Source organism: Rhodococcus sp. Z13, assembly GCF_025837095.1.
GTDB lineage: Bacteria > Actinomycetota > Actinomycetes > Mycobacteriales > Mycobacteriaceae > Rhodococcus > Rhodococcus sacchari.
In genome coordinates, this window is record NZ_CP107551.1 from 1,830,157 (window position 1) to 1,843,090 (window position 12,934).

Here is a 12,934-nt window from a genome sequence, read left to right on the forward strand (position 1 = left end):
CCAGCAAGCTTTCCCTCGACAACGCGCCGCTCGGCGCGGCCTACAGGGAGGTTGCAAGTGGAGGAAGTGGTGAACACCGGCGACGCAGCATGGATGCTCATGGCGGCGTCGCTCGTGCTTCTGATGACCCCGGGCCTGGCGTTCTTCTACGGCGGAATGTCCCGCTCCAAGTCCGTGCTCAACATGATGATGATGTCCTTCGGGGCGATGGCCCTCATCGGCGTCATCTACGTGCTGTGGGGCTGGTCGATGTCCTACGGCTCCGAGAGCGTGCTCGGGATCTTCGCGAACCCGTTCGAACAGTTCGGTCTGCAGGGCTCGATCTACGACGACGAGGGTGGGTTCCTGCCCGGTATCGGTGACTACCCCCAGATCATCGACATCGGATTCCAGGTGACCTTCGCGATCATCACCACCGCTCTGATCAGCGGTGCGCTCGCCGAGCGCGTCAAGTTCGGCACCTGGATGGCGTTCGTGGCGATCTGGGTCACCTGCGCGTACTTCCCGCTCGCCCACATGGTCTGGGGCGGTGGCCTGCTCTCCGGTTCCGAGGACAGCATCGCCGCGTCCCTGTTCGGCACCGTCGACGACGGTGAGGGTGGCCTCGTCGCCGCGGTCTCGCCGATCGACTTCGCCGGTGGCACCGTCGTCCACATCAACGCGGGTATCGCAGCTCTGGTCCTGGCCGTGATCATCGGCAAGCGCATCGGTTTCGGCCGCACCGCCTTCCGTCCGCACAACCTGCCGTTCGTCATGCTCGGCGCCGCTCTGCTGTGGTTCGGATGGTTCGGCTTCAACGCCGGTTCGGCCTTCGCCGCCGACGGCACCGCCGGCCTGGCGTGGGTCAACACCACCACCGCCACCGCCGCCGCGATCCTCGGCTGGCTCGTCACCGAGCGTGTCCGTGACGGCAAGGCCACCAGCCTCGGTGCCGCCTCCGGTGCCGTCGCCGGCCTGGTCGCCATCACCCCCGCCGCCGGTTCGCTGAGCCCGGTCGGCTCGATCGTCCTCGGTGTGATCGCCGGTGTCCTGTCGGCTCTCGCGGTCGGCCTGAAGTACAAGTTCGGCTACGACGACTCGCTCGACGTGGTCGGCGTCCACCTCGTCTCCGGACTGTGGGGCACCGTCGCCATCGGTTTCCTCGGCACCGAGACCGGTCTGTTCTACGGTGGCGACTACAAGCAGCTCGTCATCCAGATCGTCATCGCAGTCGTCGCCCTGGTCTTCACCGCGATCGTCACCGCCGTGATCGCCTTCGCGCTCAAGCCGATGGGCTGGCGGGTGTCGGAGGAGGAAGAGGCACGAGGCATCGACGAGGCCGAGCACGCGGAGTCCGCATACGACTTCGCAGCCGCCCTCAAGTGATAAGAAGACCGAGACAGCGCGCAGTGGCAACGCCCAGTGGGCACGGGGAAGGATAGAACATGAAGCTGATCACGGCGATCGTCAAGCCGTTCACGCTCGAGGACGTCAAGGCAGGCCTCGAACAGGCGGGCGTACTGGGCATGACCGTCAGCGAGGTGCAGGGCTACGGCCGGCAGAAGGGCCACACCGAGGTGTACCGCGGCGCGGAATACTCCGTCGACTTCGTGCCGAAGGTGCGGGTCGAGGTCGTCGTGGACGACTCCGCGGTGGACAAGGTCGTGGAGACCATCGTGGAGGCGTCGCGTACCGGGAAGATCGGTGACGGCAAGGTCTGGGTCACCCCGGTCGAGTCGGTCATCCGGGTCCGCACCGGAGAACGAGGTTCGGATGCGCTCTGACCCCCAGGGGTCCGGCACTCGAGGCCCTGGTCCCGCTGCTTCGGCAGCGGGGTCGGGGCCTTCGGTGTCCTCGGACCGGAACGCCCCGCCCGGCGGTGCCGCGGATCTGGCCGCGGCCCGCGACACCCTGCTCGCCGGCGGCCCCCGAAGCCGCCGCCTCGACACCGCCGCACTGCGGCACGCCCTCGTCGACCTGCACGAGTTCTGGCTCACCACCAAGGGCGCCGAACTCGGTATCCGCGAGGAGGGCGGCTTCGCCATCGTCGCCGTCGGGGGCCTCGGACGCCGGGAGATGCTCCCGTACTCCGACCTCGATCTCATCCTGCTGCACGACGACATGGCCCCGGCCGTGGTCTCCAAGGTCGCCGATCAGCTCTGGTACCCCCTCTGGGACGCGCACATCAAGCTCGACCACAGCGTCCGCACCGTCCCGCAGGCCCTGCAGGTGTTCTCCTCCGACCTCACCGCCGCCCTCGGGATGCTCGAGGCCCGGCACATCGCCGGCGACGCCCAGTTGAGCAACCTGCTGATCGGAGGGGTGCGCCGCCAGTGGCGCACCGGGATCCGGTCCCGCTTCGACGAACTCATCGAACTGACCGAGACGCGGTGGCAACGCAGCGGCCAGATCGCCCACCGAGCCGAACCCGATCTCAAGAGTGGTCGCGGCGGGTTGCGGGACGTGCAGTTGCTCAACGCCCTGTCCGTCGCGCAACTCACCGACGGCATGCCGGGACTCGGACCGGACGTGCCCGGCGGCGGACTCGCCGCCGCCCACCGGCGGCTGCTCGACGTGCGCACCGAACTGCACCGCGTCGCGGCCCGCCCCCGCGACCAGCTGCGCGCCCAGGACGCCGACGAGATCGCCGCGGCCCTGCGCATCGGCGACCGCTTCGACCTCGCCCGGGTGCTCACCGAATCGGCACGCACCATCAGCTACTCGGTGGAGGTCGGTCTGCGGACCGCCGCGAACTCGCTGCCCCGCAAGGGACTGTCGCGGTTGCGCCGCGGTCCCGTCCGGCGCCCCCTCGACGAGGGCGTCGTCGAACACGGGGGAGAGGTCGCCCTCGCCCGCGACGCGCATCCGCGCCGCGATCCCGGGCTGACCACCCGGGTGGCGGCCGCGGCGGCGCAGGCCGGGCTCCCGATCTCGGCGGCGACGCTCACCCGGCTCGCCGACAACGCCCCGGAACTGCGCGAACCGTGGCCGCGGGAGGCACTCGACGACTTCCTGGTGCTGCTCGGTTCCGGGCGCCGCGCCGTCGACGTCATCGAATCCCTGGACCGTACCGGCCTGTGGGGACGGCTGCTGCCCGAATGGGGTGCCGTGCGCGACCTGCCGCCCCGCGACGCCGTCCACATCTGGACCGTCGACCGGCATCTCGTCGAGACCGCCGTCTACGCCAGCGAGCTGACCACCCGCGTCGCGCGCCCCGACCTGCTCGTCCTCGGTGCGCTGCTGCACGACATCGGCAAGGGACGCGGCGGAGACCACAGCATCGTCGGAGCCGAACTCGCCCTGCAGATCGGCCGGCGGATGGGGCTGTGGCCGTCCGATCTCGCCCTGCTCACCGCGATGGTGCGGCACCACCTGCTGCTGCCGCACACCGCGACCCGCCGGGATCTCGACGACCCGGCGACCGTGGAGTTCGTGGTCGACACGCTCGGCGGCGATCCCGTCCTGCTGGACCTGCTGCACGCCCTCGCCGAGGCGGATTCGCAGGCCACCGGGCCGGGGGTGTGGGGCGACTGGAAGGCCTCGCTCATCCGTGAGCTGGTGCGCCGCTGCCGGATGATGATGGCCGGCGACGACCTCCCCGCACCGGACCCGATCGAGCCCGGACTCGCCGCCCTCGCGGAGGAGGGTGCGCTGCACGTCTCGCTCGAACCGCGCAAGGACGGCCGCAGCTTCACGGCGACCTTCGTGGCCCCCGACGAGCGCGGGGTGCTGTCCGACGAGGCCGGGGTGCTGTCGCTGCACGGCCTGCGGGTGCTGTCCGCCTCGATCGCCAGCCACGCCGGGAGCACCGTCAACACCTTCGTCGTGGTGCCGCGCTTCGGCGCACCGCCCGAAGCGGCGCTGCTGCGGCAGGAACTGATCCGGGCCCGCTCCGGCGACCTCGATCTGCTGCCGGCGCTCGAGGAGAAGGACCGTGCGGTGCGGGAGAGCCGGATGCCCGAGAGGCCCGCGCGGGCGGTACCGGTCACCGCGGCGCACGCTCCGCCGCGGATCATCTGGTTCGACACGCCCGATCCCGGGCAGGTGGTGCTCGAGATCCGCGCGGAGGACCGGATCGGCCTGCTGTGCCGTCTCGCGGACGTCTTCGAGCGGGTCGGGGCGGATGTGCGGTGGGCGAAGGTCACCACGCTCGGGGCGACGGTCGTCGACTCGTTCTGCGTGGACTTCGACGGCGCCCACACCCGGATCTCCCGTGAGCATCTCGAACGGGAGCTGCTGGCCGTGCTGCCCGCACCCGGACCGGAGGCACCTGCGACGGGAGCCTGACCGCGGCGGTGGTCTGCCCGGGGAGGGGAGGCCACCCGCGGCCGGGCCCCGAGGCGAGCGGTTACCCTGGTTCGCAGCATTGTCCGCACATTCGTCAGAGCTCAGGAGCGCATTCGGTGTTCGAATCCCTTTCCGACAGGTTGACAGGGGTCCTGAAGGACCTGCGCGGCAAGGGACGGCTGTCCGACGCGGACATCGACGCGACCTGCCGCGAGATCCGCCTCGCGCTGCTCGAGGCCGACGTCGCGCTGCCGGTGGTGCGCGAGTTCATCAAGAAGATCAAGGAACGCGCGAAGGGCGCCGAGGTCCACGGTGCGCTCAACCCGGCGCAGCAGGTCGTCAAGATCGTCAACGAGGAGCTCGTCGGCATCCTCGGTGGTGAGACCCGCCGTCTGAAGTTCGCCAAGAACCCGCCGACCGTCATCATGCTCGCCGGTCTGCAGGGTGCCGGTAAGACCACGCTCGCCGGCAAACTGGCGAAGTGGCTCAAGGGCCAGGGTCACACCCCGCTGCTCGTCGCCTGCGACCTGCAGCGCCCCGGTGCCGTCACCCAGCTGCAGGTCGTCGGCGAACGCGCCGGTGTCGCGGTGTTCGCCCCGCATCCGGGCACGTCCATCGGTGGCGGCGACAACGAACTCGGTGTCACGGCCGCCGACCCGATCGCGGTCGCCGAGCAGGGTGTCGCCGAGGCCCGCAACAAGCAGTACGACGTGGTCATCGTCGACACCGCCGGACGCCTCGGCATCGACCAGGAGCTGATGGCGCAGGCCGCCGGCATCCGCGACGCCGTGAATCCCGACGAGGTGCTGTTCGTCCTCGACGCCATGATCGGCCAGGACGCCGTGAGCACCGCCGAGGCGTTCCGCGAGGGCGTCGGCTTCACCGGCGTGGTGCTCACCAAGCTCGACGGCGACGCTCGCGGTGGTGCCGCGCTCAGCGTCCGCGAGCTGACCGGTCAGCCGATCATGTTCGCGTCGACCGGTGAGAAGCTCGAGGACTTCGACGTCTTCCACCCCGAGCGCATGGCCAGCCGCATCCTCGGCATGGGCGACGTGCTCACCCTCATCGAGCAGGCCGAGCAGGTCTTCGACGCCAAGCAGGCCGAGGCCACCGCCAGCAAGATCGGCTCCGGTGAGCTCACCCTCGAGGACTTCCTCGAGCAGATGATGGCCGTCCGCAAGATGGGTCCCATCGCGAACCTGCTGGGCATGCTGCCCGGTGCGGGGCAGATGAAGGAGGCCCTGGCCGCCGTCGACGAGAAGCAGCTCGACCGCATCCAGGCGATCATCCGCGGTATGACCCCGGAGGAGCGTGCCAACCCGAAGATCATCAACGGTTCGCGGCGCCTGCGCATCGCCAACGGTTCCGGTGTGAAGGTCTCCGACGTCAACCAGCTCGTCGACCGCTTCTTCGAGGCCCGCAAGATGATGGCCGCGATGGCCGGGCAGATGGGCATGCCGGGCGCCCGGAAGAACCAGCGCAAGAAGGGCAAGAAGGGCAAGAAGGGCGGACGTGGCCCGACCCCGCCGAAGGTGCGGGGCGGTCTGCCCGGTGGCTTCCCGGGTCTGCCCGGTGGCATGCCGGCCGGGATGCCCGACCTGTCGAACATGCCCAAGGGCCTCGACGAGCTGCCCCCGGGCCTCGAGGGCTTCGACCTGTCGAAGCTGAAGTTCCCGAAGAACTGACCCCGTCCGGTGTCGGCCCGTCCGGCACCGGACTCCCGAGCTCTCCGAGGAGGCCGCCGTGGTCGGTGCCGAGCAACCTGGCCCGTACGTGGTGCGGGGACGTCGTCTGCAGGACGACGAAACCGTCGAACTGTGGATCGGATCCGACGGCGCGTTCTCGGCCGAACCCCTGCCGGACGCGCAGGTGCTCACCGACGACGGGTGGATCCTGCCCGGTCTCGTCGACGCCCACTGCCACGTCGGTATCCGGTTCGGCGGGGGAGCGGAGGACGCCGAGGGACTGCTCGCGCAGGCCGTGACCGAACGCGACGCCGGGGTCCTGCTGCTGCGCGACGCCGGTTCACCCGTCGACACCCGCGGCCTCGACGCCCGGACCGACCTGCCGCGCATCATCCGGGCCGGACGGCACATCGCCATGCCCAAGCGCTACATCCGCGGTCTGCCCGTCGACCTCGAGGACGAATCGCAGCTGCCCGAGGAGGTCGCGCGGCAGGCCCGCGCCGGTGACGGCTGGGTCAAGCTCATCGGTGACTGGATCGACCGGAGCATCGGCGACCTCGCGCCGCTGTGGAGCGACGAGATCCTCGCCGAGGCGATCACCGCCGCGCACCGCGAGGGCGCGCGGGTCACCGCTCACGTGTTCGGGGAGGACGCGCTGCCGGGGCTGCTCGCCGCCGGTATCGACTGCATCGAGCACGGCACCGGCCTGACCGACGAGACCATCGCCACGATGGCCGCGCAGGGCACCGCGCTCGTGCCGACCCTGGTGAACATCGAGAACTTCCCCGAGATCGCCGATTCGGCCACCCGTTTCCCGGTGTACGCGGCGCACATGCGCGAGCTGTACGCGCGGCTCGACGCGACCATCGGGGCCGCACACGAGGCCGGTATCCCGATCTACGCGGGCACCGACGCCGGTGGGCAGGTGCGGCACGGGCGGATCGCCGACGAGATCGCCTCGCTCGTGCGGGTCGGCCTGAGCCCTACCGAGGCGTACGCCGCCGCGAGCTGGCGGGCCCGCGCATGGCTCGGGCACCCGAGCCTGGAGGCCGGCACCTCCGCGGACCTGATCGTCTACCGCGACGACCCGCGCACCGATCCGGCGCAGGCCCGGCCGTCGCTCGTGGTGCTGCGCGGACGCGTGGTCGCGAGCGACGACGCTCTCGTCCGATAGGTCCGAAAGCCCTGGTCCGGCGCCGGTTTCGTCCTGGCTCGCGGATCTGGCACAATGGATGGCTGTCGTCGCATCCGGTGTGGGCAACCCTGCCCACGTACCGAGCGACGGTCACAGGTAGAGGCAAAACCGGGCGTGCCAGAAGGGCGCGCTGTCCGAATTGCACGTGACACGCGCCTCGGCGCACCCCGAAGGAGAACACAGCAGTGGCTGTCAAGATCAAGCTCACCCGTCTCGGCAAGATCCGCAACCCGCAGTACCGCGTCGTCGTCGCGGACTCGCGCACCCGCCGCAACGGCCGGGCGATCGAGACCATCGGCAAGTACCACCCGAAGGAAGAGCCCTCGCTGATCGAGATCGACTCGGAGCGTGCGCAGTACTGGCTGGGTGTCGGCGCGCAGCCGACCGAGCCGGTCCTCAACCTCCTCAAGATCACCGGCGACTGGCAGAAGTTCAAGGGCCTGCCGGGCGCCGAGGGCACCCTGAAGAAGGCGGAGCCCAAGCCGTCCAAGCTCGAGCTCTTCCAGGCCGCGCTCGCCGAGGCCGAGAACGCCCCGGCCGCCGAGGCCATCACCCCCAAGAAGAAGAAGGCCGCCAAGGACGAGGCTGCCGAGGCTCCCGCCGAGGGTGAAGCCACCGAGGCCGAGTCCACCGAGGCCGCCGAGTAATGAGCGCCGTGGTCGCCGATGCCGTCGAGCATCTCGTTCGTGGGATCGTCGCCCATCCCGACGACGTCCGCGTCGACCTGATCGCGGGCCGTCGGGGCCGCACCGTCGAGGTGCACGTCAACCCCGACGATCTCGGCAAGGTCATCGGCCGTGGCGGGCGTACCGCCACCGCCCTGCGGACCCTCGTCACCGGTATCGGTGGCCGGGGGATCCGGGTCGACGTCGTCGACACCGACCGCTAGGCGAGCGCCGATGGAGCTCGTCGTGGGCCGTGTGGTGAAGTCCCACGGCATCAAGGGCGAAGTCGTCGTCGAAGTTCGCACCGACGAACCCGACGAGCGCTTCGCCGTCGGTGCGGTCCTCCGTGGCCGCAAGCCCCGCGACAAGCGTCTGTACGACTACACGGTGGAAGCCGCCCGGGAACACTCCGGGCGGCTTCTGCTGCGCCTGAAGGGCGTCGACAGTCGCGATGACGCGGACGCCCTCCGCGGCGTGATCTTCGTGGTGGACAGTTCCGAGCTGCCGCCCTCCGACGATCCGGACGAGTTCTACGATCACGAACTCGAGGGTCTGACGGTGCGGATCGTCGCCGACCGTCCCGACGGCGGCACCGAGGTCGGCACCGTACGCGAGGTGCTGCACACCGCCGCCGGCGAACTGCTGTCCATCCGGCCCGCCGGGCAGGACCGCGGGGAGATCCTCGTCCCGTTCGTCACCGAGATCGTACCGACCGTGTCGGTCCGCGAGGGCGTGATCGAGATCGATCCGCCGGAGGGTCTGCTCGACCCCGATTTCGGCGAACCACCGTCCAAGAAGAAGTCGAGCGAGGGGAAGAAGTAGTCCGTGCGGCTCGATGTCGTCACCATCTTTCCCGAATATCTCGAACCCCTCCGCGTGGCCCTGCTGGGCAAGGCGATCGACAAGGGCCTGATCTCCGTCGACGTCCACAACCTGAGGGACTGGACCCACGACGTGCACAAGTCCGTCGACGACTCCCCGTACGGCGGGGGACCGGGCATGGTCATGAAACCCACGGTCTGGGGGCCGGCGCTCGACGACGTCCTCGCCGGACCCGACGGTGAACCCGATCCCGACGTGCTGCTCGTCGTGCCCACCCCGGCCGGGCGCCGCTTCGACCAGGCCACCGCGCAACGCTGGTCGCAGGAGAAGCGCATCGTCTTCGCGTGCGGCCGCTACGAGGGCATCGACCAGCGTGTCTTCGACGACGCGGCCCGCCGCGTGCGCGTCGAGGAGGTGAGCATCGGCGACTACGTCCTCATCGGTGGGGAGGTCGCGGTGCTCGTCATGGTCGAGGCCGTCGTCCGTCTCATCCCCGGTGTGCTCGGCAATCAGCAGTCGCACCAGGAGGATTCGTTCTCCGACGGCCTGCTCGAAGGCCCCAGCTACACGCGTCCGGCGGTGTGGCGGGGACTCGAGGTGCCGCCGGTGCTGCTGTCCGGCGATCACGGCAAGGTCGCGCAGTGGCGGCACGAGCAGTCGCTGGCCCGCACCCGCGAACGCCGCCCCGACCTGCTGCCCGCCGACGAGGCCTAGCCTGCCGAGGCCCAGCCCGACGAGGCGCGGCCCGGACGGTCAGGGGCGCGCGCCGCTGCCGAAGGCCGTCTCCACCGCCAGCGTCAGGGTCCGGCGCGCGTGTTCCGCGCTGCCGTCCTCGGTGGCGTCGTAGACCCCCGTGTCGGGCAGGAAACCCGTCTCGTACAACGGATCCGACTCGTCGTACAGCACCGACTCCTGCGCGGCGGCGACCACGACGAAGCGGTGGTCGTCCCCGAAGAAGCCGGTGGACAGGTGCATCCACCGCCCGTCCACACAGCACATCCAGCCCTGCTTGACCCCGAGCTCGGAGGCGTCGTCGTCGAGCCCGTCGGGCAGGCCGAACCGCTGGTCATAGCCGTCGACGCCCTCGTCGGTGTACTCCATGAGGTGCCCGACGATGCGGGCGGTGGCCTGCGCGCCGAGAGCGCTCCCACCGAGCAGGTCGTCGTACCAGGTGAGCAGGTCGGAGGCCGTGGTGGTGGTGTTCCACCAGCCGGTGCCCGGCACCGGTGGGGCCGTGCCCGTCAACCGGTGCCGCTCCACGACGTGCTCGACGATCTCCGGGCCGCCGTACAGATCCCACAGCAGCGACGCCGCCGAGTCGTCCGAGGACCGCAGCATGGAGCGGATCAGTTCGTGGTCCTCCTCGCCGAGGGTCGCCTCGCCCAGGGCCTCCCGGTAGAGCACCTCCTCGGCGATGAACAGTTTCACCACCGACGCGGTGGCCACGGGTGCGTCGCCACCCCCGACGACCCGGGCGCCGGTCTCGCGGTCGAGCACCGCGACGATCAGATCCGCACCGCGGTCGGCGGCCGCCGCGACCGCCGCCTCGATCCGACGGGGCAGGGCGTCCATCGACGGGACAAGGGAGGTGTCCGCGGTCGCGGACTCGGCGGTCGGGGCCACCGCGAGTGCTTCGGGGCCGAAACCCTGCGGGGCGGCGGAGGTGGCCCAGGACGCTACCACGGTGGCTGCCACGAGCAGTCCCACAGCGCTCGACCGGGCGCGACCGCGACCACGCTTCATTGTTCTGTTGCTCCTGCGTTCCATTGTGCGGCGACCCGACGCCGCAGTCCATGCAGCTGTGGGCACCCGACACCGTGTGACACGGGGTACCCACTTGCCGGGTCAACTGTAGGGTCGTTCGACGTGACGACCGAAATCGACACCGTGAACCGGCGCATCGCCGAGGAACTCCAGGTCCGCGAACACCAGGTGGCTGCCGCGGTGGAACTGCTCGACGGCGGCGCGACCGTGCCGTTCGTCGCGCGGTACCGCAAGGAGGTCACCGGCGGCCTCGACGACGCCCAGCTCCGCCTGCTCGAGGAACGCCTGCGCTACCTGCGCGAACTCGACGAGCGGCGCGCCGCGATCCTCGAATCGATCGAGGCCCAGGGCAAGCTCGACGACGCCCTGCGGCGGCAGATCGTGACGGCCGAGACCAAGGCGCGCCTCGAGGACATCTACCTGCCCTTCAAGCCGAAGCGGCGCACCAAGGCGCAGATCGCCCGTGAGGCCGGTCACGAACCCGTCGCCGATGCCCTCCTCGGCGATCCCACCACCGACCCCGCCGGGTTCACCGCCGAGCAGCTCGACGGTGCCCGCGCCATCCTCGTCGAACGGTTCGCCGAGGACGCCGACCTCGTCGGTGAGCTGCGCGACGCCATGTGGAACCGTGGCCGGCTCCGCTCCTCGGTGCGCGCCGGCAAGGAGACCGACGGCGCGAAGTTCGCCGACTACTTCGAGTTCTCCGAACCCTTCGACGCACTGCCCTCGCACCGCATCCTGGCGTTGTTGCGCGGTGAGAAGGAGGAGGTGCTGTCGCTGTCCTTCGAACCCGACAGCGAGGAACCCGCACCGGGGGAGCGCAGCTACTACGAGGGCCGCATCGCCACCCGTTTCGGCATCGCCGACGAGGGCCGCCCCGCCGACAAGTGGCTGCTCGACACCGTGCGGTGGGCGTGGCGCACCAAGCTGCAGATGTCGCTGGCGCTCGACATCCGGATGCGGCTGCGGCAGTCCGCGGAGAAGGACGCGGTCGACGTGTTCGCCGCGAACCTCAAGGACCTGCTGCTCGCGGCCCCGGCCGGCACCCGCCCGACCATGGGGCTGGACCCCGGCTACCGGACCGGCACGAAGGTCGCCGTCGTCGACGCGACCGGCAAGGTCGTCGACCACACCACGATCTATCCGCACCAGCCGCACAACAAGCGTGAGGAGGCCCTCGCCGTCCTCGCCGCACTCGTCGCCCGACACGGCGTCGAACTCGTCGCCATCGGCAACGGCACCGCCTCCCGCGAGACCGACGCCCTCGCCGCAGACCTGCTGTCGCGGGTGAACGTGCCCGGCCTGACGAAGATCGTCGTCTCCGAGGCCGGCGCCTCGGTGTACTCGGCGTCGGAGTACGCCACGAAGGAACTGCCCGACCTCGACGTGTCCATCCGCGGGGCGGTGTCCATCGCCCGGCGCCTGCAGGATCCCCTCGCCGAACTCGTGAAGATCGACCCCAAGTCCATCGGGGTCGGCCAGTACCAGCACGACGTGTCCGAGACGCTGCTCGCCCGGTCGCTCGGCGCGGTCGTCGAGGACGCGGTGAACGCCGTCGGCGTCGACGTCAACACCGCCTCGGTGCCGCTGCTGTCGCGGGTCTCGGGCATCACCGGTTCCCTCGCCGAGAGCATCGTCGCGCACCGCGACCAGAACGGGCCGTTCCGGAACCGCAAGGCGCTCATGGACGTCCCGCGGCTCGGGCCGAAGGCGTTCGAGCAGTGCGCGGGCTTCCTGCGCATCCCCAACGGCGACGACCCGCTCGACGCGTCGGCCGTGCACCCCGAGGCCTATCCGGTGGTGCGCCGCATCGTCGACCGCACCGGCAGCACCGTGCGTGAGCTGATCGGCAACACCGCCGCCCTGCGGACGCTGCGGCCCGAGGAGTTCGCCGACGACCGGTTCGGTGTCCCCACCGTCACCGACATCATCGCCGAGCTCGACAAGCCCGGCCGCGACCCGCGTCCGGAATTCAAGACGGCCACCTTCGCGGCCGGTATCGAGAAGGTCGCCGACCTGAAGCCCGGCATGGTGCTCGAGGGCGTGGTCACCAACGTCGCGGCATTCGGGGCCTTCGTCGACATCGGTGTGCACCAGGACGGTCTCGTGCACGTGTCCGCGATGTCGCGCAGCTTCGTCAAGGACCCGCGCGACGTGGTCCGCTCCGGTGAGGTCGTCAAGGTCAAGGTCCTCGAGGTCGACGTGGCGCGCCAGCGCATCGGCCTGACGCTGCGGCTCGACGACGAATTGCCCGCCCCGGACGCCGACGGCTCCCGCGGTCGCGGCGGCGTGCGGCGCCCGGCCGGTCAGGGCGGACAGCGTGGTCAGGGCGGCCGGGGCCGTCAGGGGCGCGACGACCGCGGCCGGCAGGGCGGCGACCGCCGCTCCGGTGCGGCGGCCTCCGGCTCGATGGCCGACGCCCTGCGGCGCGCCGGCTTCGGTAACTCGTAGACACCCGGCGGGCGTGGTGCACCCGTCACCACGCCCGCACCTGCGATTCTGTGTTCCGTGAGAGGTCGTTCTGTGGGACAAACTTC

The 12,934-nt window shown here is 70.5% G+C and carries 11 protein-coding genes; 10 read left to right on the forward strand and 1 reads right to left on the reverse strand.

The window, feature by feature from the left end; all coding sequences use genetic code 11:
* Positions 1-57: 57 nt before the first annotated feature.
* From OED52_RS08340 to trmD, 9 genes are all read left to right on the forward strand, one after another.
* A complete protein-coding gene (locus OED52_RS08340) occupies positions 58-1,365 on the forward strand; it encodes an ammonium transporter (RefSeq protein ID WP_264154174.1) in 1,308 nt (435 codons plus the stop codon).
* 59 nt (positions 1,366-1,424) lie between these two features.
* Positions 1,425-1,763, forward strand: coding sequence for a P-II family nitrogen regulator (locus OED52_RS08345; RefSeq protein ID WP_264154175.1), 339 nt, complete (start codon positions 1,425-1,427; stop codon positions 1,761-1,763).
* Positions 1,753-4,266, forward strand: coding sequence for a [protein-PII] uridylyltransferase (locus OED52_RS08350; RefSeq protein WP_264154176.1), 2,514 nt, complete (start codon positions 1,753-1,755; stop codon positions 4,264-4,266). The genes OED52_RS08345 and OED52_RS08350 overlap by 11 nt, the downstream gene beginning before the upstream one ends.
* Before the next feature lie 116 nt (positions 4,267-4,382).
* A complete protein-coding gene (gene ffh / locus OED52_RS08355) occupies positions 4,383-5,951 on the forward strand; it encodes a signal recognition particle protein (protein ID WP_264154177.1) in 1,569 nt (522 codons plus the stop codon).
* Positions 5,952-6,009: 58 nt separating this feature from the next.
* Complete coding sequence (locus tag OED52_RS08360; protein ID WP_264154178.1) at positions 6,010-7,125, forward strand: amidohydrolase family protein; 1,116 nt, start codon at positions 6,010-6,012, stop codon at positions 7,123-7,125.
* Between the two features lie 206 nt (positions 7,126-7,331).
* Entirely contained in the window at positions 7,332-7,793 is a 462-nt protein-coding gene (rpsP, locus tag OED52_RS08365; RefSeq protein WP_264154179.1) for a 30S ribosomal protein S16, read from the forward strand.
* Positions 7,793-8,035, forward strand: a complete 243-nt coding sequence (locus tag OED52_RS08370; RefSeq protein ID WP_006550954.1) for an RNA-binding protein — start codon at positions 7,793-7,795, stop codon at positions 8,033-8,035. The genes rpsP and OED52_RS08370 overlap by 1 nt, the downstream gene beginning before the upstream one ends.
* A 10-nt stretch (positions 8,036-8,045) precedes the next feature.
* Positions 8,046-8,633 carry a ribosome maturation factor RimM gene (gene rimM / locus OED52_RS08375; RefSeq protein ID WP_264154180.1) on the forward strand — a complete coding sequence of 196 codons (588 nt, stop codon included), beginning with the start codon at positions 8,046-8,048 and terminating at the stop codon, positions 8,631-8,633.
* Between the two features lie 3 nt (positions 8,634-8,636).
* On the forward strand, positions 8,637-9,347 hold the full coding sequence (gene trmD / locus OED52_RS08380; protein ID WP_264154181.1) for a tRNA (guanosine(37)-N1)-methyltransferase TrmD: 711 nt from the start codon (positions 8,637-8,639) through the stop codon (positions 9,345-9,347).
* Between the two features lie 39 nt (positions 9,348-9,386).
* Here trmD and OED52_RS08385 read toward each other — a convergent pair whose 3' ends face one another.
* Positions 9,387-10,328, reverse strand: a complete 942-nt coding sequence (locus tag OED52_RS08385) for a serine hydrolase (RefSeq protein WP_264154182.1) — start codon at positions 10,326-10,328, stop codon at positions 9,387-9,389.
* A 171-nt stretch (positions 10,329-10,499) separates the two neighbouring features.
* Here OED52_RS08385 and OED52_RS08390 point away from each other — a divergent pair, with 171 nt between their 5' ends.
* Entirely contained in the window at positions 10,500-12,848 is a 2,349-nt protein-coding gene (locus tag OED52_RS08390; protein WP_264154183.1) for a Tex family protein, read from the forward strand.
* Positions 12,849-12,934 lie beyond the last annotated feature (86 nt).